The sequence below is a fragment of the Mycobacterium sp. UNC410CL29Cvi84 genome, from assembly GCF_000686745.1.
GTDB classification, from domain to species: domain Bacteria; phylum Actinomycetota; class Actinomycetes; order Mycobacteriales; family Mycobacteriaceae; genus Mycobacterium; species Mycobacterium mucogenicum_B.
In genome coordinates, this window is the sequence record NZ_JMLM01000003.1 from 1 (window position 1) to 24,321 (window position 24,321).

Consider the following 24,321-nt stretch of genomic DNA (forward strand, 5'->3'; position numbering starts at 1 on the left):
GCTACACACCTACAATCACCACCGCGGCCACACCGCACTCAACGGTCAACCACCCGCTACCCGCGTACCCAACCTCTCAGGTCAGTACAGCTAGCGCGGCAGGCCCAACAGGCGCTCGCCGGCCACGGTCAGCAGAATCTGTTCCGTGCCACCGGCAATCGACAGGCAGCGGGTGTTGAGGAAGTACCGGACGTCGGGCGAATCCTCGATGCCCGAACCGTCGTGGGCATCCATGATGGTCTCGGCCAGCGTCTGGCGGTAGCGCACGCCGATCAGCTTGCGCACGCTCGACGGCGCACCCGGATCGTGGCCACCGACGGCCATCTGCGCCGTCAACTGATCCAGCAGTGAACCCACCTGGGCCGCAACGATAAGTGCGCCAAGGCGTTCCGATTCGGCGGCGTCCAACTCGCGGTCACCGAGCACGTCCAGCAGGTGCTCCATGCCCTTGTCCAGGGCGCCACCGGCGGCCATGGCGACACGTTCGTTGGCCAGCGTGGTGCGGGCCAGGGCCCAGCCGCCGTCGACGGGGCCGATGACGCAGTCGTCCGGCACGAACAGGTCGTCGAGGAAGACCTCGTTGAACAGCGCCTCGCCGGTGATCTCGCGCAGCGGACGGATGTCGATGCCGGGCGAGCTCATGTCGACCACGAAGTAGGTGATGCCCTTGTGCTTCGGCGCGTCAGGGTTGGTGCGCGCCAGGCAGATTCCCCAGTTGGCCCGGTGCGCGTTGGAGGTCCACACCTTCTGGCCGGTGAGCTTCCAGCCACCGTCGACCTTGACGGCCTTGGTGCGCAGGGCCGCCAGGTCCGAGCCGGCGCCCGGCTCACTGAACAGCTGGCACCAGTACACGTCACCGGTGAGCGTGCCGGGGATGAAGCGGTCGATCTGCTCGGGGGTGCCGTGCCCCAGGATGGTCGGCGCGGCCCACCAGCCGATCGAAATGTCCGGGCGCACAACGCCTGCGGCGCTGAGCTCGTCGTCGATCACGAGCTGCTCACCCGGCGACGCGGCGCGACCGTAGGGCGCGGGCCAGTGCGGCGCCATCAGCCCGGCCTCGGCCAGCGCGGCCTGATGCTTCTCGACGGGCAGCGCGGCGATCTGGGCGACGGTGGCGGCGATCTCGGGACGGATCGTCTCGGCCGCACCGGTGTCGACGTGCAACTGGCGACGCAGCCCCGAGCGGGTCAGCGCCGCCACGCGGCGCAGCCACGTGCCGTGGCCACCGAGAATCTGCGCGGTGGCGTACGCGCGCCGCAGGTACAGATGGGCGTCGTGCTCCCAGGTGAAGCCGATGCCGCCCAGGACCTGAATGCAGTCGCGCCCATTGTGTTTCGCGGCGTCGATGGCGGCCGCGGCAGCCACCGCGGCGGCGATGGAGAGTTGCGTGGCGTCGCCTTCGACGGCGGCCTCGGCGACGTCGCTCGCGGCGACCGCAACCTGCTGCGAACGCAGCAGCATCTCGGCGCACATGTGCTTGACGGCCTGGAAGCTGCCGATCGGCTTGCCGAACTGCTCACGCACCTTGGCGTAGTCGGCGGCCGTCTCGAGCTGCCAGCGGGCCAGGCCCGCGGCCTCGGCGGCCAGCACCGTCACGGCCAGATCGGCCACTGGCGCGTCGAGGGCGGTCGCCGCGGCGCCGGCCAGCTCGACGCGGGCCAGCGGGCGTGAGAAGTCGGTGGCCTCGAGCGGCGTGACGGTGACGCCGGCCACGGTGGCGTCGACGAGCAGCCAGACGTCGTCTGCAGGCAGGATCAGCAGGCCGTCGGGCAGGGCGCCCAGGACAAACTTGGCGGTGCCGGTGGCGGTCTGCCCGTCGAAGGCGATGTCGGAGCTCAGGGCCAGGCCTGCGGTGCGCTGCCCGGAGGCCAGCGCCTCCAACAGCCCGGCGTCGGTGATCACGAGAGTTGCCAGGGCGGTGGTGGCGACGGGGCCGGGCACCAGCGCCGCAGCGGCTTCGTCGACCATCACGCACAGGTCGGCGATGGACCCGCCGGCGCCGCCGAGGTCCTCGGGCACCGCGACGCCGAAGGTCCCTAGTTCGACAAGACCGTCATACGGGCCCCGCCAGGCGTCAGCGCTATTCTCCTCGGCAGCGCGGACCGCGGCGATCGAACCCGACGCGACAGCCCAGCTACGGACCATTTCGCGAACCTCGGCCCGCTCCGCATCGACGGTTGTGGAAGTGATGGACACCATGCGCTCCTAGCGTTTGGGCGAGAAGAACACGCTTCTCACTAGAACGTGTTCTAATGGTGACAGCAATCAGACGTCAAGTCGATCGCCATTACAGCAGGACACTTGGGTGTCCCGGGGCGCCTGGAGGTGGGAAATTACCGATCACTTTGCGTATCGTTTTCACCCAATGCGCTACCCGAAGGAGCTGACCGCCGCATGCCGACGCCAGCAACACCCGAGTCCGATTCCGCTGTTCGCCCGAGGGAGGTGACGACCATGGCTGTACTCGCCGAATCCGAGCTCGGCTCCGAAGCGCAGCGCGAGCGGCGCAAGCGCATCCTCGATGCCACCCTGGCGATCGCCTCCAAGGGCGGCTACGAGGCAGTTCAGATGCGTGCGGTGGCAGAACGTGCCGACGTCGCCGTCGGCACGCTGTACCGCTACTTCCCGTCCAAGGTGCACCTGCTGGTGTCGGCGCTGGGCCGCGAGTTCGAACGCATCGACGCCAAGACCGATCGCGCCGCGCTGACCGGTGGCACGCCGTACCAGCGGCTCAATGCGATGGTCGGCAAGCTCAACCGGTCGATGCAGCGCAACCCGCTGCTGACCGAGGCCATGACGCGTGCATTCGTGTTCGCCGACGCCTCCGCGGCCGGTGAGGTTGATCACGTCGGCAAGCTCATGGACTCGATGTTCGCGCGCGCCATGAGCGAGGGCGAACCCACCGAGGACCAGTACCACATCGCCCGCGTCATCTCCGACGTCTGGCTGTCGAACCTGCTGGCCTGGCTCACCCGCCGCGCCTCGGCCACCGACGTGAGCAAGCGGCTCGATCTGGCGGTCCGGCTGCTGATCGGTGACGGGGAGCACCCTAAAGTCTGACCGGTGCTCCCGGCTGATCTGATCGCGGCGCTCGACACCGTCGCCGCCACCCCCCGACTGCTCGTCACCTCGGATTTCGACGGCACGCTGTCGCCGATCGTGAACAACCCTGCCGACGCGCGGGCGCTACCCGCCGGATCGGCCGCCCTGCTGGACCTGGCGGCCCTGCCGGACACCTTCGTCGCGCTGGTGTCGGGACGTGCCCTCGACGTCCTGCGCGAGCTGTCCGGCATGCCGGACTCGGTGCACCTCGTGGGCAGTCACGGCGCGGAGTTCAACACCGGCTTCACGCAGACCGTCGACACCGCGCTGCTGGCCGAGATCGTGGATTCGCTCACCGAGATCGCAAGCCGGTACCCGGGCACGGCAGTCGAGACCAAGCCGGCCAGCGCCGCCCTGCACGTACGCAACGCCACGGCGGCCGACGGCGAGGCCGCCCTCGCCGCTGCGCGCAAGGCGGGGACGCAGTGGGCCGCCGAGCCCACCGAGGGCAAGGCGGTGCTGGAGTTCGCGGTGGTCACCACCAACAAGGGCTCGGCCATCGACGTCCTGCGGGAGCGCGACGACGCGACCGCCGTGGTCTTTCTCGGCGACGACGTCACCGACGAGAAGGCCTTCGCCCGGCTGCGCGACGGTGACGTCGGCGTGAAGGTCGGTCCGGGGCCGTCGGCCGCGCAGTACCGCGTCGACTCCCCTGAGGACGTCGCGGCGGCGCTGGCGTACCTGGCGGCGCGCCGGGCGGGTTAGGCGGGCGGGCCCGAGGTGCGGCCGCGGACCAGTTCGGTGTCGAGCACCTCGATCACCGGGATCCCGGACCGCGGCGGATTGTTCAACAGGTATCCGGCCCGGCGGCCCTTCTCCAGGCTGGGCTGCGCGACGGTCGTCAGCCCGCGCGCCAGTGCCTCGGGGACACCGTCGAATCCGGTGACGGTCATCTGGCCGGGCACGTAGATACCGCGCGATCGCAGGTGGTCCATCGCCGAGAGCGCCAGCACGTCGGCAGTGCACATCAGCGCCGTGATGCGCGGATTTGCTTGCAGCGCAACGGCCGCCGCCGCCCCGCCGGAACTCGGCAGGTGCTCGAAGGTCTCGACCACTGTGAGGGCACCGGGATTGAGGCCGGCATCGGACATCGCGTCGCAGACGCCGAGGATGCGCTCGCGCTGCACGTGGAAGTGCGGCGAGGTGAGCCGCTCGGGGTCCGCGACGGCCGACTGCGCGTCGCCGTGCGGCCACTGCCGCCCGAGCCGCATGGTCAGCAGGCCGATCTCCCGATGACCAAGGCTGACAACATATTCCGCGATCCCGCGCATGGCCGCCCGGTCGTCGATGCAGACCCGCGACGCGCCCTGCACGTCCTTCGGCTGGTCGACGACCACGATCGGCACGCCCCGCTGCTGGACCACGGGCAGGTACGGATCGTCGTCCGAGGCCGCGTACACCGCGAAGCCGTCGACCCCGGCGGACAGTATCGCCGCGGTGCCGTCCTCGACCGACCGGTTGGGCCCGGCCGCCACCAACAGCAGACCCTGCCCGGCCTCCTCGCACGATTCGGCAAGTCCGGCAACGAAATCCAGCGCCGCCGGATCACGGAACGAGTAGTTGAGCGACTCGGTGATCATGAGCCCGAAGGCACCGGCTCTGCGGGTGCGCAGAGAACGCGCCACCGGGTCGGGGCCGGGGTAACCCATCTCCTTGGCCGCGGCGAGCACGCGCTCACGCAGCTCCGGCGAGAGCTGATCCGGCCGGTTGTAGGCATTCGAGATCGTGGTGCGCGAGACCTTCAACTCAGCAGCGAGCGAGGCCAGCGTGGCCCGACGCCTCGGGTTGGGGCTCCTCGGCATATTTGTGACGCTAGCGCATCCGATTCGCGCTGCACGGCTACGGTGCACTAGATTTATTGCAAACGGTTTTCATTAACACTAGCCCACAGGAGCACACATGACCCGGACCAGGCTCATCGCACTGTCCGCCCTCACTGCGCTGGCCTCGGTCACCGGGTTGGCCGCCTGCGGGTCGCAAGGCGACTCCGGCCACGCCAACGGCGCCGCCAAGGTCGTCACCACCACCAACGTCTGGGGCAGCGTCGCTACGGCAGTGGCCGGCGGACACGCCGACGTCAAGGCCCTCCTGACCAGCGACGTCGACGACCCGCACTCCTACGAGGCCACCCCGGCCGACGCCGCCGCCATCGCCGACGCGTCGCTCGTCGTCATCAACGGCGGCGGTTACGACCACTGGGCCGACGACGTGTTGAAGAACCACAAGAACGTCACCACCGTGGACGCGTACTCGCTGCTGCCGCACAGCGCGCCCGGCGAGGCCAACGAGCACGTCTTCTACAACATGGCCGTCGCCAAGGCCGTCGCCGCCAAGATCGCCGAGGACCTGGCCAAGTCCGATTCCGCAAACGCCGACGCCTACCGGGCCAACGCCACGGAATTCGGCAAGAAGACCGACGCGATCGCCGCCACCGAGCACGCCATCGGACAGAAGCACCCGGGCGCAGCGGTCGTCTCCACCGAACCCGTCGCGCATTACCTGCTGGCCGCCGCGGGCGTCGTCGACAACACCCCGCACGGCTTCGCCGCCGCCGCCGAAGAAGGCCACGACCCCGCCCCGGCCGACGTGGCCGCGGTGCTCGACCTCATCAACGGCCACAAGGTCGACGCACTGGTGGTGAACAAGCAGACCGAGACCGCCGTCACCAAGCAGCTGCAGGACGCCGCGCGTAAGGCCGCGGTGCCCATCGTCGAGGTCACCGAGACCCTGCCCGCCGGACAGGACTTCCTGACCTGGCAGCGGCAGACCGCGGAGGCATTGGCCCACCAGCTCGATAGCGCCGCGGCGCCGGGTCGATAATCAGTAACCGTGCCTTCTGAAGCGGTCGCCGAACTCACCGGCGCACGACTGTCGTTCGGCGACCGCGTGCTGTGGGACCGGCTGGATCTGACGGTGCGCCGCGGCGAGTTCATCGCGGTGCTCGGCCCGAACGGCACCGGCAAGACCTCGCTGCTCAAAGTGCTGCTGCGCCAACAGTTGCTGACCGCCGGCCGGATGACCACCACCGGCGCCATCGGCTACGTGCCGCAGCACCGCTCACTGGACACCGGGCTGACGCTGCGCGGCCGCGACCTCGTCGGCCTCGGCTGCGACGGGCACCAGTGGGGTTTCGCCGGTCCACGGAAGCGCGCGCAGCGCCGCGCCGTGGTGACCAAGGCACTCGGCCAGGTCGACGGCGCCCGGCTGGCCGACGTCCCCGTCTCGGTGATGTCCGGCGGCGAACTGCAACGGGTCCGCATCGCGCAGGCCCTGGCGTCCGACCCCGCACTGCTGCTGTGTGACGAACCGCTGCTGAACCTCGACCCGGCCAACGCGAAACTGGTGTCGAGCCTCATCGACCAGCGCCGCAAGGACGCCGGTACCGCGGTCCTGTTCGTCACCCACGAGGTCAATCCCGTGCTGCCGTACGTCGACCGCGTGCTGTACCTGGTCGACGGCCGCTTCCGGATCGGCACCGTCGAGGACGTCATGACGTCCGAGACGCTGTCCGCGCTGTACCGCGCCGACATCCAGGTCGCCCAGATCGGCGGACAGTACGTCGTCGTCGGTCAGGACGGTGCGGTCGTGGACAACTCCGAGCATGCGAGCGGACACTGCTGTGAATAACTTCGTCGACACGGCACTGACGGCCGACCTGCTCGGCCGTGATTTCGTCCAGCAGGCCGTGCTCGCGGCGGCGCTGCTGGCGCTGCTCGGTGGTCTGATCGGACCGTTCATCGTGATGCGGCAGATGTCGTTCGCCGTTCACGGCTCGAGCGAGCTGTCCCTCACCGGCGCGGCCTTCGCACTGCTGACGGGGCTCAACGTCGGCCTCGGCGCCCTCGTCGGGAGTGCCCTGGCGGCAATCCTTTTCGGCATCCTCGGGCAACGCTCGCGCGAGCGGGACTCGGCCATCGGCGTCGTACTGGCTTTCGGGCTGGGCCTGGCCGTGTTGTTCATCCACCTGTATCCCGGCCGCACCGGCACCAGTTTCGCGTTGCTCACCGGACAGATCGTCGGCGTCGGCTATTCGGGTCTGGCACTGCTGGCGGTGGTGACCGTGTTGGTGGTCGCGATCCTGGCGGCCTGTTACCGGCCGCTGCTGTTCGCCACCGCCGACCCGGAAGTGGCTGCCGCTCGCGGCGTTCCGGTACGGGCGCTGGGCATCGTGTTCGCCGCACTGGTCGGTGTCGCGGCCGCGCAGGGCGTGCAGATCGTCGGGGCACTGCTGGTGATGTCGCTGTTGATCACCCCCGCCGCCGCGGCCGGACGCGTGTTCAGCTCCCCCGTCACGACGATGGTGGCCTCCGTGGTGTTCGCCGAGATCGCCGCGGTCGGCGGCATCGTGCTGTCCCTCGCCCCAGGCGTCCCGGTGTCGGTGTTCGTGACGTCGATCTCGTTCGGCATCTACCTGCTGTGCTGGGGCGCGGGTCGGGTCCGTCGCCGGTAACAGGATCAACCACCCCGTCGCTACGCTCGCCCCACCGGTCGCCCCGGCTCGTTGCTCCATTGCGACCACGAACCGGGGAACAGCGCCACGTCCCGGCCGGCGGCCGCCAGCGCGGCCACCGCCACCGCCGCGGTGACGCCCGAGCCGCAGTAGACACCGTCCACGTCTGCACCGCCATCGGTGCGCAGGGTGCCGTCGGCGGCCAGCACGCTGGGCAGGTTGATCGCCCCCGGAATGTGTCCGGCGATGGGGTCGATGGGCTCGACGTCGCCGCGGAACCGTTCCGGCGCGCGGACATCGCCCAGGCGCGGGCCCAGGGCCGCCGCCTCGTCGGCGGTCAGCGTCGGCATGGCACCGGCGTACAGGTCCTGGTGCGTGACGGTGATGTCGCCCGGTGCCGGTTCGACGTCGCCGCGGTCCAGCGGACCGCCCGACGTGGTCCACGCGGCCAGCCCGCCGTCCAGGATGCGCACGTTCTCGACGCCCGCCGCGCGCAGCACCCACCAGGCGCGCGCCGAGCCGGCACGGTTCCAGTCGTCATAGATGACCGTCGGCACGCCCTCCCGCACGCCCCAGCGGCGCGCGGCCTCCTGCACCGCGGCGCCCGACGGCAGCGGATGACGGCCGCGCCCCGTGACGGTGTGATCCGACAGGTCGTCCTCCAGCGAGACGTACACCGCATCGGGGATGTGCCCGGCCAGGTACTCGTCGCGGCCGTCGGGCTTGGCCAGCTGCCAGCGCACGTCGAGCAGCGTCACGTCGCCGGCGGCGATCAACTGGGCGAGGCCGAACGCGGTGATGAGAATGTCGTCACGAGTGGACATGGCGGCCAGCCTAGGCTGGCTGACATGTCAGCGGTGGACCTCAATGCCGATCTCGGAGAAAGCTTCGGGGTGTGGAGTCTGGGTGACGACGACGCGATGCTCGATCTGGTCACCAGTGCCAACATCGCCTGCGGGTTCCACGCCGGCGACCCGGCCGGGCTGCTGCGGGTCTGTCACGCGGCCGCCGAGCGCGGCGTGCGCATCGGTGCTCAGGTGGGCTACAACGACCTGGCAGGCTTCGGCCGCCGCTACATCGACGTCAGCCCCGAAGACCTGACCGCCGAGGTGATCTACCAGATCGGCGCGTTGCAGGCGCTGGCACGGGTCGCCGGGTCGACCGTCAGCTACGTGAAACCCCATGGCGCCCTTTACAACACGATCGTCACCGATCACGTGCAGGCGCGGGCGGTGGCTGCCGCGGTGCACGCCGTGGATCCTGCGCTGCCCGTGTTGGGGCTGGCCGGTTCGGCGTTCTTCGCCGCCGCCGACGAACTCGGGTTACGCACCGTGCCCGAGGCCTTCGCCGACCGCTCATATCGCCCCGACGGACAACTCGTTCCGCGCACGCAACGCAACGCGGTGCTGCACAACGTCTCGACCATCGCCGACCGGGTGGCGTCCATGGTGACCGCCGGTCGCGTCGGCGCCGTCGACGGTTCCACCATCAAGATCACCGTGAAATCAATTTGTGTACACGGCGATTCGCCCGGCGCCGTCGACATCGCCCGGGCGGTCCGCGAACGGCTGACCACTGAGAACGTACAGATCGAGGCATTCTGCTGATGCGACCGAAACTCGGACGGCCCGACCTGGCCGCATACACCCGCTACTTCGACCAGCCGGCCGCCGGCGCCGACTCCCCGCTGACCGTCACCTGGGCCGGCGTCACCACCATGCTGGTGTCCGACGGGTCGTCGGCGCTGTTGACCGACGGCTTCTTCTCCCGGCCGAGTCTCTTGGCCGTCGGGCTGGGCAAGCTGAGTCCCGCGCCACCACGCATTGATGGCTGCCTGCACCGGCTCGGCATCGACCGGCTCGACGCCGTGCTGCCGGTCCACACGCACTTCGACCACGCCATGGACTCCGCGGCCGTCGCCGCGCGCACCGGCGCGCAACTGGTGGGTGGGACGTCGGCCGCACATATCGGCCGGGGCGGCGGCCTTCCCGACTCGCAGCTGACGGTGGCCACTCCCGGCGAGTCGATCACGTTGGGCGCCTTCGACGTAACGCTGTTCACCGGACACCACTGCCCACCCGACCGCTTCCCCGGCACCATCACCGCACCGGTGGTGCCGCCGGTGCGGGCGTCGGCGTACAAGTGCGGCGAGGCCTGGTCCACGCACATCCATCACCGCAGCAGCGGCCGTCGTCTGCTCGCCGTCGGCAGCGCCGGGTTCGTGCCGGGCGCCCTCGCCGGGCAACGCGCCGAGGTCGTGTATCTCGGGATCGGACAGCTCGGTCTGCAGCCCGAGCAGTACCTCGTCGACTACTGGAACGAGACGGTCCGGACCGTCGGTGCGCGCCGGGTGGTGCTGACGCACTGGGACGACTTCTTCCGCCCGCTGCACGAGCCGCTGCGCGCGCTGCCGTACGCCGGTGACGACCTGAACGTGTCGATGCGGGTGCTGAGCCGGCTGGCCGCCGAAGACGGCCTGCCGCTGCACCTGCCGACGCTCTGGCAACCCGCCGATCCCTGGCTGTGAACACCGCACTCCACGAGATCGGCCGATTGCTGCCGGTCGTCGGGTTTCTGGCCGCCGTCCTGGTGCTGGCCAAACTCTGCGACGACGAAGGGCTGTTCCACGCTGCCGGTGTCTACATGGCCCGGCACAGTTGGGGCGCCGGACAGTCGGCGGCGCGCCGACTGCTGGTCACCGTCTTCGTCATCGCGGCCGGGACGACCGCCGTGCTGAGCCTCGATGCCACCGTCGTGTTGCTGACACCCGTCGTGCTGTCGACCGCACGGACCCTGGGCGTACCGGCACGGCCACACGGCTATGCCGCGGCCCACCTGGCCAACACCGCGTCGCTGCTGCTGCCGGTGTCGAACCTGACCAATCTGCTGGCCTTCACGACCGCGGGCCTGAGCTTCACCAGATTCACCGCGGCGATGTCCCTGCCCTGGCTGTTCGCCGTCGCCGCCGAATATGTGTTGCTGCGGTGGTACTTCCGGCGTGAACTGCGCGCCGGCGCCGTGGACCGGCCGGCACCACCCGCACCCGAGATCCCCTATTTCGTCCTGACCGTGGTGGTGCTGACGCTCATCGGCTTCGGCGCCACCTCGCTGCTCGGTCTGGAACCGGCGTGGGCCGCGTTCGCCGGTGCCGCGGTACTGGCGGTGCGCGCCGTCGTGCGCGGTCACGAGACGATCCTGGGCATCGTGCGGGCGGCCAACGTGCCGTTCCTCGTCGCCGTGCTGGCGCTGGGCGTCCTGGTGAGCGTCGTACTGGACCTCGGCCTGGGCCGGGTCATCTCGCAGGTGTTGCCACACGGCGCCACCCTGCCGGCATTGCTCGGTATCGCCGCCATCGCGGCGGTGCTGTCGAATCTGATCAACAACCTGCCCGCCGTGCTGGTGCTGCTGCCGCTCGTCGCGGCCGGCGGGCCGGTCGCGGTGCTGGCGGTCCTCATCGGCGTGAACATCGGGCCCAACCTGACCTACCCCGGCTCGCTGTCGAACCTCTTGTGGCGCAACGTCGTCCGCGACGAGATGCCCGCAGGGGCCCGGGAGTTCACCACCGTCGGACTGGTGACGGTGCCGGTCACCCTGATTCTGGCCGTGACCGGATTGTGGTTGACCTGTTCGATGTTGGGACTGCGATGAGCGGGGAAGAAGACCGACCGGCCATCTCGGTCGTCGAGTTGCAGCGGCGCTGAATCAGCGCGGTTACCGCAGCGCGAACAGCACACGTCGATTCGTGGCCGGGCGGTGTCGCCGCCGGGCCGGCGGTCCGCATCACAGGCAAGATGGCTGTCGTGGACGTGAGCCGCAGATCGCTGATCGTGGGAGGCACGTCGGCTCTCGTCGGCGCGGGCCTCGGAGCCGGCGCCACCGGATACGTCACGACCAGGCGCACCGGTCCGATGCTGTGGCAGCGGGCCGACCGCGGCGGTGCACCACCGGTCACCGGATTGCACACCCAGTTCGGCTCCGACGCGGCCACCGAGGTCGTGGTGTCCTGGCACACCGCTGCCGCCGTGCAGAACCCCCACGTCATGGTGGGCACCCCGGACGACGGGGTCGGCAACACCGTCACGGCCGAGACCGTCACCTACCGGGATGCGGCGTCACGCAGCGAGATTCGCGTCCACCATGCCCGATTGACCGGCCTCGCGCCCGACACCGACTACATCTACGCCGCCGTACATGACGGCGCGAGTCCCGAGCTGGGCTCGGTGCGTACCGCACCCCGCGGCCGCGCACCCATCCGGTTCACCAGCTTCGGCGATCAGTCGACTCCGATGCTCGACGCCAAGGTGGCGGCATCCTTCGGCAGCGATCACGTCGGATCGCCGGCCGCCGGTGACATCACCACCGCGGTCGAACGGCTGGCCCCGCTGTTTCATCTCGTCAACGGCGACCTCTGCTACGCCAACCTCGCGCACGACCGGGTCCGCACCTGGTCGGAATGGTTCGAGAACAACACCCGCTCCGCGCGGCACCGACCGTGGATGCCGGCGCCGGGCAATCACGAGAACGAGCTGGGCAACGGCCCGATCGGCTACGGCGCCTACCAGGCCTACTTCGGGCTGCCGGACTCCGGTGCCGACCCCGAACTGCGCGGCCTGTGGTACGCCTTCACCGCCGGCTCGGTCCGCGTGATCATCCTGGCCAACGACGACGTCTGCTACCAGGACGGCGGCAACTCGTATGTGCGCGGCTACTCCGGTGGCGCCCAAAAACGGTGGCTCGAACAAGAACTCGAGCGCACCCGCAGCAACAGGGAGATCGACTGGGTGGTGGTGTGCATGCACCAGACGGCCGTTTCCACGGGCAACAAGACCAACGGCGCCGACCTCGGCATCCGCGAGAACTGGCTGCCCCTCTTCGACCGGTTCAACGTCGACCTCGTGGTCTGCGGGCACGAGCACCACTACGAACGCAGCCATGCGATCCGCGGCACCTTGCCGACCGACACCCTCACACCGAATCCGGTTGACGCACAATCGGGTTCGATCGACACCAGCAAGGGCACCGTGCACCTGGTCATCGGCGGGGGCGGCACGTCGATTCCGTCGAACACGATGCTGTTTCCCGAGCCGCGGTGCCGCGTCCTCATGTCCGTGGGCGAGGTGAATCCCGGCACCGGCAGGAAGACGCCGAACTACATCGAGGAAGCCGCGCCCTGGTCCGTCTTCCGCGATCGGGAGAACCCCTGCGGCTTCGTGGCTTTCGATGTCGACCCGGGCCGGCCGGGCGGCAATACCTCGATGGACGCCACCTACTACGCGGTGAGCGGTCCGTTCGGCGAGGTGCGGGCCGTCGACAGCTTCAGGCTGACGCGGCCCCGCACCGACCGCTGAATCAGCGCCGCTGCCGGGCGATCTCGGCCAGCACCACGCCGGCGGCCACCGACGCGTTGAGCGACTCGGTGGGCCCGGCCATCGGGATCGAGACGATGTGGTCGCAGTTCTCCCGCACCAGTCGTGACAGGCCCTTGCCCTCGGAACCCACAACGACGACCGTCGGCCCCGAGGCGTCCAGTTCGTCCAGGGTGGTGTCGCCGCCGGCGTCCAGTCCGACGATGGTCAGGCCGGCGTCGGCCCAATCCTTGAGCGTCCGATTGAGATTCGTCGCCCGAGACACCGGCAGCCGGGCCGCGGCACCGGCGCTCGTACGCCAGGCCACCGCACTGACCGACGCCGAACGCCGCTGCGGGATCACCACGCCATGCCCGCCGAACGCCGCCACGGACCGCACGATGGCGCCCAGGTTGCGCGGGTCCGAGATGTTGTCGAGCGCGACGAGCAGGGCCGGGCTCGAGTCAGAGGTCGCCGACTTCAGCAGATCGTCCGGGTGCACGTACTGGTACGGCGGCACCTGCAGCGCGATCCCCTGGTGCATGCCATTGCTGGTGATGCGGTCCAGATCGTGGCGCTGCACCTCCATGATGGCGATGCCGGCATCGGCCGCGCGCGTCACCGATTCGGTGAGCCGCTCGTCGGCTTCGGTGCCCAGCACGACATAGAGCGCGGTGGCCGGGACGCCGGCGCGGAGGCATTCCACGACGGGGTTGCGGCCGACCACGACCTCGACGTCATCGGTCTTCTTGTGCCGTCCCTGATTCGACCGGGCCGCCTTCTGCGCGACCTTGTACGCCTTGTGGTTGGGGCGCTGTTCGGCGCGCGGCGTCGCGCCCTTGCCCTCCAACCCACGCCGGCGTTGGCCACCGGAGCCTACTGTCGGGCCCTTCTTCGTGCCCGCCTTGCGAATTGCGCCGCGGCGCTGGGAGTTTCCGGCCATGGTCAGGCCCCATCAGTCAGGGCCCATTGCGGGCCATCAGCGGTATCGGTGACCTCGATGCCGGCCAGCTTCAGCTGGTCGCGGATCGCGTCGGCGGCAGCCCAGTCCCGGTTCTCCCGGGCCTCGGCGCGGCTCTTGAGGGCCCACTGCACCAGGGCGTCAACAGCATTCAGCGCTGCCGATGTCTCGTCACGGGTTTCCCAGCGCTCATCGAGCGGATCGCACCCGAGGATGCCCATCATGGCCCGGATCGACGTCGCTGCGGCCATCGCGCCGGCGTGGTCGCCGGCGTCCAGTGCGCGGTTGCCGTCGGCGCGGGCGGCGTGCACCTCGGCCAGTGCCGCGGGCACCGCCAGGTCGTCATCCAGTGCGGCCGCGAACTTCTCGGTCCAGGTACCGACCTCGACGGCACCCACCCGGGTGCGGACCCGGTGCAGGAATTCCTCGATGCCGGTGTAGGCCTTGGCCGCGTCCTGCAGCGAGTTCTCGGAGAACTCCAGCATGGACCGGTAGTGCGCACTGCCCAGGTAGTAGCGCAGCTCGGCGGCACGAACCCGTTGCAGCACAGCCGGGATCGCCAGCACATTGCCCAGCGACTTGCTCATCTTCTCGCCACCCATGGTGACCCAGCCGTTGTGCAGCCAGAACCGCGCGAACTCGTCGCCGCAGGCGTTGGCCTGCGCGGTCTCGTTCTCGTGGTGCGGGAAGATCAGGTCCATACCGCCGGCGTGGATGTCGAACACGGAGCCCAGGTACTCCTGGCACATCGCGACGCACTCGGTGTGCCAGCCGGGGCGGCCCCGGCCCCACGGCGTCGGCCACGACGGCTCACCGGGCTTGGCGCCCTTCCACAGGGTGAAGTCCCGCGGGTCGCGCTTGCCGGTCGCCACGCCCTCGCCCTGGTGGACGTCGTCGATGCGGTGGCCCGAGAGCTTGCCGTAGTCGGGCAGGCTCAGCACGTCGAAGTAGACGTCGCCGTCGGCCGCGTACGCGTGCCCGCGCTCGATCAGCTTCTCGATGACCTCGACCATCTGGGTGATGTGCCCGGTGGCCCGGGGCTCGGCCGACGGCGGCAGGACGCCCAGCGCGTCGTAGGCGGCCGTGAAGGCCCGCTCGAAGGTGGCGGCCCACTCCCACCACGGCCGGCCGGCTTCGGCGGCCTTGTTGAGAATCTTGTCGTCGATGTCGGTGACGTTCCGGATGAACGCGACGTCGTAGCCCTTGGCCGTCAGCCAGCGGCGCAGCACGTCGAACGCGACGCCGCTGCGAACATGGCCGATGTGGGGCAGGCCCTGCACGGTTGCGCCACACAGGTAGATGGATGCGTGTCCGGGCCGCACCGGGGTGAAGTCCCGCACGGCACCGGTCATGGTGTCGTAGAGCCGCAGGCCCTCGAGACGGTTTTCGGTCACGACGGGCCAGCTTACCGGCCTAATCGAGCGAGACCACCAGCGCCGTCGCAATCGCCGCCAGACCCTCGCCCCGACCGGTGAGCCCGAGCCCATCGGTGGTGGTCGCCGAAACGGAGACGGGAGCATCCAGAAGCGCCGACAGCACCTGCTGGGCCTCTTCCCTGCGGGGCGCGATTTTCGGGCGGTTGCCGATCACCTGGACCGCCGCATTGCCCACCCGGAAACCGGCAGCCGTCAGCAGCGTGGCGACATGTTTGAGCATGTCGGTACCGGTGACGCCGCGCCATTCGGGACGGTCGGTCCCGAAGACGCTGCCCAGGTCACCGAGGCCGGCAGCGCTCAGCAGGGCATCACAGAGTGCATGCGCGGCGACGTCGCCGTCGGAATGCCCGGCACAGCCGTCGGCATCGTCAAAAGACAGGCAGAGCAGCCAACACGGCCGCCCTGCCTCGATGGGATGTACATCGGTACCAAGACCGATACGGAAGTTCACTGCTCCGTTGGAGATGGCGTTCAGGACGCCGCGGCGAGAACCTCGTCCAGGATGGTGGCGGCCTTCGCGTCATCGGTGTTCTCGGCCAGGGCCAGCTCACCGACAAGGATCTGACGAGCCTTGGCCAGCATGCGCTTCTCGCCGGCGGACAGACCGCGCTCCTGGTCACGACGCCACAGGTCACGAACGACCTCGGCGACCTTGTTCACATCACCGGAAGCCAGCTTCTCCAGGTTCGCCTTGTAACGACGGGACCAGTTGGTTGGCTCCTCGGTGTGCGGGGCGCGCAGCACCTGGAACACCTTGTCGAGGCCTTCCTGACCCACCACGTCGCGAACACCGACGTATTCAGCGTTTTCTGCGGGTACTCGAACGGTCAGATCGCCCTGCGCAACCTTGAGGACGAGATATTCTTTCTGCTCGCCTTTGATGGTCCGGGTTTCAATCGCCTCGATCAATGCTGCACCGTGGTGTGGGTAAACGACGGTGTCTCCGACCTTGAAAATCATCAGATTCGGGCCCCTTTCACATAGCAATGTTAGCACGGGCGTCAGACACCCGCGGATCAACAATGCAGGTCAGGGGCCATACAGATGCGTGAAAGGGGTTGACAGCGCAGCGTTTACGTGCAGTGGCGGGGGCCACAATCCGGCCGAATTCCCCCGGATTCACGTCCCATTCACCGGTCATTCGCGGCCGGAAAGACGCCCGAACCAGGCAGATGGCGGGCCTCCGCTACCGCCGCCAACCGCCACCTACTACTCTGCATAGTCGAACGCCGGACCAGTCCGGGGACACAGCAGGACATACCCAAGGCCGTCACGCGCATCGCCGCTGGCGCCCAAGCAGGAGGCTTGAGTGAACCGCATGAAATCGCGCACTTCTGCCGTCACGCTGGCCGCCTTCGGGCTGGCCACCGCGGTGACGCTCACCGGCTGCAGCAGCGGCCAGGTCTCACAGAGCGCGAACCAGCTGCCTGCGGTCAACGGCACCGCCACCACCATCGGCAACGAGAAGGCCGGCGTGGACCTGCGCAACGTCTACCTGCGCGCCCCGCAGACCCGCGACTTCGTCAAGCCCGGCACCATGGTCGAGCTGCTGTTCGTCGCGACCAACAAGTCGCCCGACAACGCCGACAAGCTGGTCGGCATCACCTCCGACACCGGCGAGGTGCTGGTCAACGGCGGCACCACGGTGCCCGCGGGCGGCGTGCTGCTGGTCGGCACCCCGGACGGCCAGAAGCAGACGCTGCCGCGGTCCGAGGACGCCACGACCTCCATCGCGATGGTGGCGCTGACCAAGCCCATCAGCAACGGCCTGAACTACAACTTCACGTTCAAGTTCCAGAACGCCGGCGAGAAGACCATCTCGGTCCCGATCTCCGCAGGCGAAGCCCCGCGCCGCGAGGCCGGCGAAGCCGCTCCGGCACCTGCCGGCGGCGGCGAGGGACATCACTAGCCTCGTTTCGTTCCTCGCAGCCACCACCGGTCGCGCTGCGGGATGCACCGTCGTCGAACTCGGAACGGTGCAGGTCAGCACCGGCGCATTGATCGCGCGCGATCCGTTCGGCCCGAGAAGCGGCGGTTGCGTACTTGCCGTCCCGAATGGCTCGTACCGGGTTTGGGCAACGGTGGTCGACGTGAGCGACGACGGCATCCCTGAACCCCGCCAGGCATATTTGAGCGTGGCGATCGGCGACGGCCAACCAGCCCTACTCGGTTCCGCCGACGAATTACTGGTGCCGCCCGTCCCCAGCTTCGGCGCGTTCACCGGCACCGACCACGGGCTGCTCGCGGTTCACGATGCGGCGGTCGAGGATTCCGTGCTCGCAACTCGCACCGAGGCCGTCGACCGCGGCCTGTGGGCACCGGATATCGGCCCGGGCTACGCCAATGTGTCACTCGACTCGGCCTCCGGCGCCAATATCGTCGTCAGCGGATCCGGTTGGGGCGACGGCGGTTTCCCGGTCCTTGCGACGTACGACCGCGACGACAGGCCCGTTGCCGTACACGTGGATTTCGGTGTCATCGGGGACCACCCGGATGATCAACCCGGCTTGATGCGAAAACTGGCCAGGCGTCTCGGATTCGGACGCCGAGCCTGACGCAATCTGTCGGTACCAGCGACTAAGTTCGCGGCATGGCCAGAACCGGTTCGAAAGTACGTTCGCAGTTTCGCTGCTCGGAGTGCCAGCACACCACGGCGAAATGGGTGGGCCGCTGCCCGGAGTGCGGCACCTGGGGCACGGTCAACGAAGTCGCCGTTCTGAGCTCTCTGACGCCCGCGACGCACCGCGCTGTCGCGCCGGCCTCCCCCGCGGTGCCGATCAGCTCGATCGATCCGGGCACGACCAGGCATTTCCACACCGGGATCAGCGAATTGGACCGCGTGCTGGGCGGCGGCGTGGTGCCGGGTTCGGTTACGCTGCTGGCCGGTGATCCCGGCGTCGGCAAGTCGACGCTGCTGCTCGAGGTCGCACACCGCTGGGCCATGTCCGGTCGGCGTGCGCTGTATCTGTCGGGCGAGGAATCCGCCGGGCAGATCCGGTTGCGCGCCGAGCGCACCGGCTGCACGCATGACGACGTCTTCCTGGCCGCCGAATCCGACCTGCAGACCGCACTCGGCCACATCGAGGCGGTCCAGCCCACGCTGGTGGTGGTGGATTCGGTGCAGACCATGTCTACCGCCGAGGCCGACGGCGTCACCGGCGGCGTGACGCAGGTTCGGGCCGTCACCACCGCCCTCACCATGGCCGCCAAGACGACGGGCATCGCGATGGTCCTGGTCGGCCACGTCACGAAGGACGGGGCCATCGCCGGGCCGCGCTCACTGGAGCACCTGGTGGACGTCGTGCTGCACTTCGAGGGCGACCGCGCCTCGGCACTGCGCATGGTCCGCGGCGTGAAGAACCGCTTCGGCGCGGCCGACGAGGTCGGCTGTTTCATGTTGCACGACAACGGAATCGAATGCGTTGCCGATCCGTCGGGGCTCTTCCTCGACCAGCGGCCGGCACCGGTGTCCGGCACCGCGGTGACCGTCAGCCTCGACGGCAAGCGGCCACTCATCGGCGAGGTGCAGGCCCTCATCGGCTCGCCGTCGGCGGGATCGCCGCGCCGCGCGGTCAGCGGTATCGACTCGGCCCGCGCGGCCATGATCACCGCGGTACTCGAGAAGCGGGCGCGGCTGCCCGTCGGCACCAACGACATCTACCTGTCCACGGTGGGCGGCATGCGGTTGACCGATCCGTCGTCGGATCTGGCGGTGGCGCTGGCCATCGCATCGGCGTACACCGACCTGCCGCTGCCGGCCACCGCGATTGCCATCGGCGAGGTGGGTCTGGCGGGCGATCTGCGGCGGGTGACCGGCATGGACCGCCGGCTCGCCGAGGCCGCCCGGCTCGGATTCACGACGGCCGTGGTGCCCACCGGAATCGAGTCGCCGCCGCGCGGGCTTCGGGTGCTGCCGGCCGACAACATCACCGCGGCGTTGCGGGTGTTACGCAAGATCACAGAGAATGTGGACCGGACCGGGTAGAGCCCGGCCGGAAAACCACCGAGGAGTGCACCGATGTCGGTGAAAGCGGGAACCCGGGCCGGGCGCGGCAACGTCGTGCATCTGACCCGACCGACACTGCGTGAGACGTTGGGCAAGCTGGCGCCCGGCACCCCACTGCGGGACGGCCTCGAGCGCATCCTGCGCGGCCGTACCGGCGGGCTGATCGTGCTGGGTTACGACGACAGCGTCGAGGCCATCTGCGACGGCGGCTTCCCGCTGGACGTCCGGTTCGCGCCGACCCGGCTGCGGGAGCTGTCGAAGATGGACGGCGCCGTGGTGCTCTCCAGCGACCTCACCCGCATCCTGCGGGCCAACGTGCAGCTGGTGCCCGACCCGTCGATCCCGACCGACGAATCCGGTACCCGGCACCGCTCCGCCGAGCGCGCCGCCATCCAGACCGGTTTCCCGGTCGTGTCCGTCAGCCACTCGATGAGCATCGTGACGGTGTACGTGGCCGGCGAGCGGCACGTCGTACCGGAAACTCCGACCATCTTGTCGCGCGCCAACCAGACCGTCGCCACATTGGAGCGCTACAAGTTCCGCCTCGACGAGGTCAGCAAGCAGCTGTCGATGGCAGAGATCGAGGACTTCGTGACGCTGCGCGATGTCATGACCGTCGTGCAGCGCATGGAGATGGTCCGCCGGATCAGCCTGGAGATCGACGCCGACGTCGTCGAGCTCGGTACCGACGGGCGCCAGCTCAAGCTACAGCTCGACGAACTGGTCGGCGACAACGACGCGGCCCGCGAACTGATCGTGCGCGACTACCACGCCAACCCCGATCCCCCGACCGCCGATCAGGTGACCGCGACGCTCGAGGAACTCGATGCGCTCAGCGACAACGAACTGCTCGACTTCACCACGCTTGCAAGGGTTTTCGGCTACCCGTCGACGCCCGAGGCGCAGGATTCGGCGATGAGCTCGCGCGGCTACCGCGCGATGGCCGGCATCCCGCGCCTGCAGTTCGCGCACGTGGACCTGTTGGTGCGGTCGTTCGGATCGCTACAGGGCCTGCTCGCCGCGAGCGCCGACGACCTGCAGTCGGTCGAGGGCATCGGGTCCATGTGGGCCCGCCACATTCGCGAGGGTTTGTCGCTGCTCGCCGAGTCGACGATCGCCGACCGGCTCGCCTGAGATCAGTTGGCGGGGCCGGGCAGCGTCGGCTCGCCGGGTGCCGGGGCAGCGGGGGCCGGCGGCGGTGCCTCGCCCGCCGGCGGTGCACCCGCGCCGGGCTGCTGCGCCTCCGACAGTACGAACGGCACGGGAGCCGATCGCAGGTTGCCCAGCTGGACGACCAGGTTGTAGGTGCCGGGCCCGATCGCCTGGCGCGGCAGCGGGCAGTTCGGCGCCGAGCCCATCCCGGTCCAGGTGACCTCGGTGGTCACCTGCTCGCCGGGCTTGAAGCCCCGCACCAGGGTCTCGTTCGACGGCGCGCAGTCCAGGTTGGACCACAGCCGGTTGTTGTCCAGTGAGTAGACGTAGGCGGCCAGCACGGCGGCACCGACGTCACGCTTGCACTCGACCAGACCGATGTTGGTGACGACCATGGTGAACTTCGGCTGGTCACCGATCACGTAGGTCGGCTGGTTGGTGATGCCCTTGGCCGCCAGCGTGGTGTCCGGGCAGTCGTCGCCCGCCTTGAGCACCGGCGGCGGCGTGACCGCCGTGGTCGGGGTGGGCGTCGGGGCCGGAGCCGCGTTCGGCGGCGGCGCGATCGGACTCTTCACCCCGGGCGTCTCACCGGGCAGTGGGGTCGCGGACGTCGACGTCTTGGCGGTGGGCTGAGTCTCTTTGGAATCGCCCGTGCTGTTGCTGAAGACGACGACCCCGATGATCACGACGAGGAGCAGGACGACTGCGGCGACACCGATCGCCAGCATCCGCCGACGGAAATAGATCTGGGATGGCAGCGGGCCATGCGGTTCTAGATCCGGCACATTGTCACGGTAAGGGCACAAAACGCGGTGGGCTCTGACCTGGTGCGGCGTGTCGTCTGTGAACTGGGGTGGTGTTCGCCACCCCAGTTCCACCGACTATTCGCCGATATCGCCGACGTGGTCGCGCTTGGTGACCCGACCCTCGGCCAGGTGGTAGGTGGCGCCGACGATGGCGACCTTGCCCGACTGCAGCTTCTCGGCGACGATGCTGGATCGCGTGCTCAGCAGGTGCACCGTCTCGTTGACGTGCCGGGCCTCGAGTTCGTCGACCTCGGTGAGGCCCTCACGGCGGCCGACCAGGATCGACGGCGTGACCCGCTCGACGATGTCGCGGACGTAGCCACCCGGCACCGCGCCGTCGTCGAGAGCGGTGATGGTGGCCTTGACCGCGCCGCAGCTGTCGTGGCCGAGCACGACGATCAGCGGCACTTCGAGGACCGCCACGGCGTACTCGATCGAGCCGATCACGGCGGAATCGAGAACGTGGCCCGCGGTGCGCACGACGAACATGTCGCCGAGGCCTTGATCGAAGATGATCTCGGCGGCGACGCGGCTGTCAGCACATCCGAACAACACGGCGGTCGGCTTCTGGCCACCGGCCAACTGCGTCCGACGCTCGATGCTCTGGCTGGGGTGCGCTGGTTCACCGGCAACGAATCGCTCGTTACCCTCTCTCAGTGCTTTCCAGGCATTTATCGGGTTTGAGTTGGGCATGCCGCCCATTGTGCCCTGCTTGCATAGTGGGTGTGCAATGAGTTCAGGGCAAATTCTCATCCCGGTCGGCGAGCTCCTGGAGTGGTATCGCACGGCGCAGCGCGACCTGCCGTGGCGGGCGCCGGATGTCACCGCGTGGCAAATTCTGGTCAGCGAATTCATGCTGCAGCAGACCCCGGTGTCGCGGGTCGAACCGATCTGGCGGGACTGGATCGCCCGCTGGCCGACACCGTCCGCCACCGCCGCGGCCGGGGCCGCCGACGTGCTGCGCGCGTGGGGCAAATTGGGCTACCCGCGGCGCGCCAAGCGATTACACGAATGCGCCGAGGTGATCGCCACTGAACACGGCGACGAAGTCCCCCGCGACGTCGAGACGCTGCTGACGCTGCCGGGCGTGGGCGCCTACACCGCGCGGGCCGTCGCCTGCTTCGCCTATCAGCAGGACGTCCCCGTCGTCGACACCAACGTGCGCCGGGTGGTGGCACGCGCGATTCGCGGCGTGGCCGACACCCCCGCACGCTCCCGCGACCTCGACGACGTCGCCGCGCTGCTGCCCGAAGATGGCACGGCACATGTGTTTTCGGCCGCGTTGATGGAACTCGGCGCGATCGTCTGCACCGCCCGCACCCCGAAATGCGGAGTCTGCCCGTTGACCGTCTGCGCGTGGCGCAGCGCCGGCCATCCGGAACTGGACGCGCCGACCCGTCCCGTGCAGAAATACGCGGGAACCGATCGCCAGGTCCGCGGCCGGCTGCTGGATGTGTTGCGCGGCAGCGCAACTCCGGTGACGCGGGCGCAATTGGATGTGGCGTGGCTCACCGATACCGCGCAGCGCGACCGGGCGCTGGACTCGCTGCTGGTCGACGGCCTGGTCGAGCAGACCGCCGATGATCGGTACGCGCTGGCGGGTGAGGGCGAGCGCTAGAAACCCCGTTTCAATGAGAACGGCATGAAATCGCGTGCTTTCCAATGAGAACGGCATGAGTCAGTACCACATGCGGTGATGCTCGGATAGAACGGAAGCATGACCGCATACCGAATTTCAGGTGAACAGAAAGCAAACAACAAGCGACGCGGCCTCGTTATCGTCGGAGCCGCCGCAGCGGCAATCGCTGCCGGGGCACTCGCCCCGGCCACGGCCTCCGCGCTGCCGACCGGCGGCGGCTCGGCCGTCGACACCATCAACGAGCTGCAGTCCCGCGGCTATCACGTCCAGGTCAACACCAGCACCTCCGGCCCGCTGTCCGCGTGCTCGGTGACCGACGTGCACGGGCTGACCGGCTCCAACATCGACGGCCGGGGCCAGCGCATCAACTCCGGTCAGTTCGACACCGTGTACGTCAACGTGCAGTGCAGGCCGCAGGGCTAGTCAACCGGTTGCGGCGCAACCAGATTGGGACACGCGAAGCGCCGCCGATAGTCGGACGGGTTGACGCCGACAACGCGCCGGAAATGGTGCCGCAGCAAGGTTGCGGTACCAAATCCGGCCTTGTCCGCCACGCGATCGACATCGAGATCCGTCTCCTCCAGCAGCGTGCGGGCGTACAGCACGCGCTGATCGGTGACCCACTGCATGGGCGTCCGCCCGGTCTCCTCGACGAACCGCCGTGCGAACGTGCGGCCCGACATGCTGGCCCGTTTGGCCAGGCTCGCCACCGTGTGCGGCTGCCGCAGGTTGGTCAGAATCCAATCCAGATGCGGCGCAAAGCCTTCCGAGCACCGCACCGGGATGGGCTGCTCGATGAACTGCCGCTGACCACCGTCGCGCTGCGGCGGTACCACCATGCGGCGCGCGATCTTGTTGGTGATCTCGCTGCCCATCTCGCGGCGCACCAGGTGTAGGCAGGCGTCGATACCGGCGGCGGTACCCGCGCTGGTGATGAGATTTCCGTCGTCGACGAACAGCACGTCACGATCGACGCGGGCGGTGGGAAACATGCGGGCCAACTTGTCCGCGTGCATCCAGTGCGTGGTACACGCACGGCCGTCGAGCAGCCCTGCGGCGCCGGCGACGAACACCCCTGAGCAGATGGTCAGGATCATCGAACCGGAATCCGCGGCATTGCGGACGGCGTCCAGCGCCGCCTGCGGATAGACCGGACCCGCCACTGCCGGAATTGCGACCAGATCGGCCCCCAGCAGCTGGTCGATGCCGTGGTCGGGGGTCAATGAAGCGCCCACCGACGTGCGCACGGGCCGTCCGGCCTCCGGTCCGCACACCTTGAAATCGAAGTTCGGCACACCGTCGGCTGACCGGTCGATGCCGAAGACCTCGCACACCACGCCGAACTCGAACGGCGCCACTCCGTCCATCACCAGGACCGAGACACTGTTGATCATGGCAGTATTTTATCGAATGCCGTCCGAACT

25 protein-coding genes are annotated in these 24,321 nt (G+C 69.0%); 15 read left to right on the forward strand and 10 right to left on the reverse strand.

Annotated features, from left to right (window positions below; genetic code table 11):
* Nucleotides 1-90: 90 nt before the first annotated feature.
* Nucleotides 91-2,199 carry an acyl-CoA dehydrogenase family protein gene (locus BR47_RS0106210; RefSeq protein ID WP_029118928.1) on the reverse strand — a complete coding sequence of 703 codons (2,109 nt, stop codon included), beginning with the start codon at nucleotides 2,197-2,199 and terminating at the stop codon, nucleotides 91-93.
* Nucleotides 2,200-2,454: 255 nt separating this feature from the next.
* Between BR47_RS0106210 and kstR the strand changes: the two genes are divergently transcribed.
* Both kstR and otsB read left to right on the forward strand, forming a co-directional pair.
* On the forward strand, nucleotides 2,455-3,060 hold the full coding sequence (gene kstR / locus BR47_RS0106215) for a cholesterol catabolism transcriptional regulator KstR (RefSeq protein WP_177127349.1): 606 nt from the start codon (nucleotides 2,455-2,457) through the stop codon (nucleotides 3,058-3,060).
* 3 nt (nucleotides 3,061-3,063) lie between these two features.
* Complete coding sequence (gene otsB / locus BR47_RS0106220) at nucleotides 3,064-3,807, forward strand: trehalose-phosphatase (protein ID WP_029118929.1); 744 nt, start codon at nucleotides 3,064-3,066, stop codon at nucleotides 3,805-3,807.
* On the opposite strand, the gene BR47_RS0106225 is transcribed toward otsB, so the two are convergent.
* Nucleotides 3,804-4,904: an Rv3575c family transcriptional regulator gene (locus BR47_RS0106225; RefSeq protein ID WP_029118930.1), complete on the reverse strand. Its 1,101-nt coding sequence runs from the start codon at nucleotides 4,902-4,904 to the stop codon at nucleotides 3,804-3,806. The two genes, otsB and BR47_RS0106225, sit on opposite strands and share 4 nt — an antisense overlap.
* A 97-nt stretch (nucleotides 4,905-5,001) precedes the next feature.
* On the opposite strand from BR47_RS0106225, the gene BR47_RS0106230 reads away from it, so the two are divergent.
* The 3 genes from BR47_RS0106230 to BR47_RS0106240 are packed head-to-tail and all read left to right on the forward strand — an operon-like array spanning nucleotide 5,002 to nucleotide 7,552.
* On the forward strand, nucleotides 5,002-5,922 hold the full coding sequence (locus BR47_RS0106230) for a metal ABC transporter solute-binding protein, Zn/Mn family (protein WP_020100875.1): 921 nt from the start codon (nucleotides 5,002-5,004) through the stop codon (nucleotides 5,920-5,922).
* Nucleotides 5,923-5,931: 9 nt separating this feature from the next.
* Nucleotides 5,932-6,729, forward strand: a complete 798-nt coding sequence (locus tag BR47_RS0106235; protein WP_020100876.1) for a metal ABC transporter ATP-binding protein — start codon at nucleotides 5,932-5,934, stop codon at nucleotides 6,727-6,729.
* Nucleotides 6,722-7,552: a metal ABC transporter permease gene (locus BR47_RS0106240; RefSeq protein ID WP_020100877.1), complete on the forward strand. Its 831-nt coding sequence runs from the start codon at nucleotides 6,722-6,724 to the stop codon at nucleotides 7,550-7,552. The genes BR47_RS0106235 and BR47_RS0106240 overlap by 8 nt, the downstream gene beginning before the upstream one ends.
* Before the next feature lie 20 nt (nucleotides 7,553-7,572).
* On the opposite strand, the gene BR47_RS0106245 is transcribed toward BR47_RS0106240, so the two are convergent.
* Complete coding sequence (locus tag BR47_RS0106245) at nucleotides 7,573-8,376, reverse strand: sulfurtransferase (RefSeq protein WP_029118931.1); 804 nt, start codon at nucleotides 8,374-8,376, stop codon at nucleotides 7,573-7,575.
* A 24-nt stretch (nucleotides 8,377-8,400) separates the two neighbouring features.
* On the opposite strand from BR47_RS0106245, the gene BR47_RS0106250 reads away from it, so the two are divergent.
* The 4 genes from BR47_RS0106250 to BR47_RS0106265 all read left to right on the forward strand — a co-directional run bounded on the left by BR47_RS0106250 (nucleotide 8,401) and on the right by BR47_RS0106265 (nucleotide 12,900).
* A complete protein-coding gene (locus tag BR47_RS0106250; RefSeq protein ID WP_029118932.1) occupies nucleotides 8,401-9,159 on the forward strand; it encodes a LamB/YcsF family protein in 759 nt (252 codons plus the stop codon).
* Nucleotides 9,159-10,079: an MBL fold metallo-hydrolase gene (locus tag BR47_RS0106255; RefSeq protein WP_029118933.1), complete on the forward strand. Its 921-nt coding sequence runs from the start codon at nucleotides 9,159-9,161 to the stop codon at nucleotides 10,077-10,079. The genes BR47_RS0106250 and BR47_RS0106255 overlap by 1 nt, the downstream gene beginning before the upstream one ends.
* A complete protein-coding gene (locus BR47_RS29890; protein ID WP_197035047.1) occupies nucleotides 10,052-11,200 on the forward strand; it encodes an SLC13 family permease in 1,149 nt (382 codons plus the stop codon). The genes BR47_RS0106255 and BR47_RS29890 overlap by 28 nt, the downstream gene beginning before the upstream one ends.
* Before the next feature lie 143 nt (nucleotides 11,201-11,343).
* The gene (locus BR47_RS0106265; RefSeq protein ID WP_051634653.1) at nucleotides 11,344-12,900 is read left to right on the forward strand and encodes a purple acid phosphatase family protein; all 1,557 of its coding nucleotides are present in this window, start codon (nucleotides 11,344-11,346) and stop codon (nucleotides 12,898-12,900) included.
* A gap of 1 nt (nucleotide 12,901) precedes the next feature.
* Here the strand turns inward: BR47_RS0106265 and rlmB are convergent, their stop codons facing one another.
* Genes rlmB through carD form a run of 4 tightly spaced genes read right to left on the reverse strand, consistent with a single transcriptional unit; the run spans nucleotide 12,902 to nucleotide 16,254 of the window.
* Nucleotides 12,902-13,840, reverse strand: coding sequence for a 23S rRNA (guanosine(2251)-2'-O)-methyltransferase RlmB (gene rlmB, locus BR47_RS0106270; RefSeq protein WP_029105093.1), 939 nt, complete (start codon nucleotides 13,838-13,840; stop codon nucleotides 12,902-12,904).
* 2 nt (nucleotides 13,841-13,842) lie between these two features.
* Nucleotides 13,843-15,252, reverse strand: a complete 1,410-nt coding sequence (cysS, locus tag BR47_RS0106275) for a cysteine--tRNA ligase (protein WP_029118935.1) — start codon at nucleotides 15,250-15,252, stop codon at nucleotides 13,843-13,845.
* A 19-nt stretch (nucleotides 15,253-15,271) separates the two neighbouring features.
* On the reverse strand, nucleotides 15,272-15,745 hold the full coding sequence (gene ispF / locus BR47_RS0106280; protein WP_020100885.1) for a 2-C-methyl-D-erythritol 2,4-cyclodiphosphate synthase: 474 nt from the start codon (nucleotides 15,743-15,745) through the stop codon (nucleotides 15,272-15,274).
* 20 nt (nucleotides 15,746-15,765) lie between these two features.
* Nucleotides 15,766-16,254, reverse strand: coding sequence for an RNA polymerase-binding transcription factor CarD (carD, locus tag BR47_RS0106285; protein WP_020100886.1), 489 nt, complete (start codon nucleotides 16,252-16,254; stop codon nucleotides 15,766-15,768).
* A gap of 358 nt (nucleotides 16,255-16,612) precedes the next feature.
* Between carD and BR47_RS0106290 the strand changes: the two genes are divergently transcribed.
* From BR47_RS0106290 to disA, 4 genes are all read left to right on the forward strand, one after another.
* The gene (locus BR47_RS0106290; protein ID WP_020100887.1) at nucleotides 16,613-17,203 is read left to right on the forward strand and encodes a copper chaperone PCu(A)C domain-containing protein; all 591 of its coding nucleotides are present in this window, start codon (nucleotides 16,613-16,615) and stop codon (nucleotides 17,201-17,203) included.
* A 67-nt stretch (nucleotides 17,204-17,270) separates the two neighbouring features.
* Entirely contained in the window at nucleotides 17,271-17,849 is a 579-nt protein-coding gene (locus BR47_RS31940) for a DUF4241 domain-containing protein (RefSeq protein ID WP_029118936.1), read from the forward strand.
* 35 nt (nucleotides 17,850-17,884) lie between these two features.
* Nucleotides 17,885-19,279: a DNA repair protein RadA gene (radA, locus tag BR47_RS0106300; RefSeq protein ID WP_029118937.1), complete on the forward strand. Its 1,395-nt coding sequence runs from the start codon at nucleotides 17,885-17,887 to the stop codon at nucleotides 19,277-19,279.
* Between the two features lie 75 nt (nucleotides 19,280-19,354).
* A complete protein-coding gene (gene disA / locus BR47_RS0106305; RefSeq protein WP_177127355.1) occupies nucleotides 19,355-20,434 on the forward strand; it encodes a DNA integrity scanning diadenylate cyclase DisA in 1,080 nt (359 codons plus the stop codon).
* A 2-nt stretch (nucleotides 20,435-20,436) separates the two neighbouring features.
* Here the strand turns inward: disA and BR47_RS0106310 are convergent, their stop codons facing one another.
* Both BR47_RS0106310 and BR47_RS0106315 read right to left on the reverse strand, forming a co-directional pair.
* A complete protein-coding gene (locus BR47_RS0106310) occupies nucleotides 20,437-21,180 on the reverse strand; it encodes a hypothetical protein (protein ID WP_020100891.1) in 744 nt (247 codons plus the stop codon).
* A gap of 153 nt (nucleotides 21,181-21,333) precedes the next feature.
* Nucleotides 21,334-21,951 carry a carbonic anhydrase gene (locus tag BR47_RS0106315; protein ID WP_029105097.1) on the reverse strand — a complete coding sequence of 206 codons (618 nt, stop codon included), beginning with the start codon at nucleotides 21,949-21,951 and terminating at the stop codon, nucleotides 21,334-21,336.
* Between the two features lie 37 nt (nucleotides 21,952-21,988).
* On the opposite strand from BR47_RS0106315, the gene BR47_RS0106320 reads away from it, so the two are divergent.
* Nucleotides 21,989-22,876 carry an iron-sulfur binding domain-containing protein gene (locus BR47_RS0106320; protein WP_029118938.1) on the forward strand — a complete coding sequence of 296 codons (888 nt, stop codon included), beginning with the start codon at nucleotides 21,989-21,991 and terminating at the stop codon, nucleotides 22,874-22,876.
* A gap of 99 nt (nucleotides 22,877-22,975) precedes the next feature.
* Entirely contained in the window at nucleotides 22,976-23,320 is a 345-nt protein-coding gene (locus BR47_RS0106325; RefSeq protein ID WP_051634655.1) for a hypothetical protein, read from the forward strand.
* Here the strand turns inward: BR47_RS0106325 and BR47_RS0106330 are convergent.
* Nucleotides 23,317-24,291 (reverse strand): helix-turn-helix domain-containing protein, encoded by a 975-nt coding sequence (locus tag BR47_RS0106330; RefSeq protein WP_029118940.1) that lies wholly within the window; start codon nucleotides 24,289-24,291, stop codon nucleotides 23,317-23,319. The genes BR47_RS0106325 and BR47_RS0106330 overlap by 4 nt on opposite strands.
* Between the last annotated feature and the right edge of the window lie 30 nt (nucleotides 24,292-24,321).

Coding starts and splice junctions, on each gene's coding strand:
- BR47_RS0106210 (WP_029118928.1), bottom strand. CDS start 2,199: ATGGTGTCCATCACTTCCACAACCGTCGATGCGGAGCGGGCCGAGGTT.
- kstR (WP_177127349.1), top strand. CDS start 2,455: ATGGCTGTACTCGCCGAATCCGAGCTCGGCTCCGAAGCGCAGCGCGAG.
- BR47_RS0106225 (WP_029118930.1), bottom strand. CDS start 4,904: ATGCCGAGGAGCCCCAACCCGAGGCGTCGGGCCACGCTGGCCTCGCTC.
- BR47_RS0106230 (WP_020100875.1), top strand. CDS start 5,002: ATGACCCGGACCAGGCTCATCGCACTGTCCGCCCTCACTGCGCTGGCC.
- BR47_RS0106245 (WP_029118931.1), bottom strand. CDS start 8,376: ATGTCCACTCGTGACGACATTCTCATCACCGCGTTCGGCCTCGCCCAG.
- BR47_RS0106250 (WP_029118932.1), top strand. CDS start 8,401: ATGTCAGCGGTGGACCTCAATGCCGATCTCGGAGAAAGCTTCGGGGTG.
- BR47_RS0106255 (WP_029118933.1), top strand. CDS start 9,159: ATGCGACCGAAACTCGGACGGCCCGACCTGGCCGCATACACCCGCTAC.
- BR47_RS0106265 (WP_051634653.1), top strand. CDS start 11,344: ATGGCTGTCGTGGACGTGAGCCGCAGATCGCTGATCGTGGGAGGCACG.
- rlmB (WP_029105093.1), bottom strand. CDS start 13,840: ATGGCCGGAAACTCCCAGCGCCGCGGCGCAATTCGCAAGGCGGGCACG.
- carD (WP_020100886.1), bottom strand. CDS start 16,254: ATGATTTTCAAGGTCGGAGACACCGTCGTTTACCCACACCACGGTGCA.
- BR47_RS0106290 (WP_020100887.1), top strand. CDS start 16,613: ATGAAATCGCGCACTTCTGCCGTCACGCTGGCCGCCTTCGGGCTGGCC.
- radA (WP_029118937.1), top strand. CDS start 17,885: ATGGCCAGAACCGGTTCGAAAGTACGTTCGCAGTTTCGCTGCTCGGAG.
- BR47_RS0106310 (WP_020100891.1), bottom strand. CDS start 21,180: ATGCTGGCGATCGGTGTCGCCGCAGTCGTCCTGCTCCTCGTCGTGATC.
- BR47_RS0106315 (WP_029105097.1), bottom strand. CDS start 21,951: ATGCCCAACTCAAACCCGATAAATGCCTGGAAAGCACTGAGAGAGGGT.
- BR47_RS0106320 (WP_029118938.1), top strand. CDS start 21,989: ATGAGTTCAGGGCAAATTCTCATCCCGGTCGGCGAGCTCCTGGAGTGG.
- BR47_RS0106325 (WP_051634655.1), top strand. CDS start 22,976: ATGACCGCATACCGAATTTCAGGTGAACAGAAAGCAAACAACAAGCGA.
- BR47_RS0106330 (WP_029118940.1), bottom strand. CDS start 24,291: ATGATCAACAGTGTCTCGGTCCTGGTGATGGACGGAGTGGCGCCGTTC.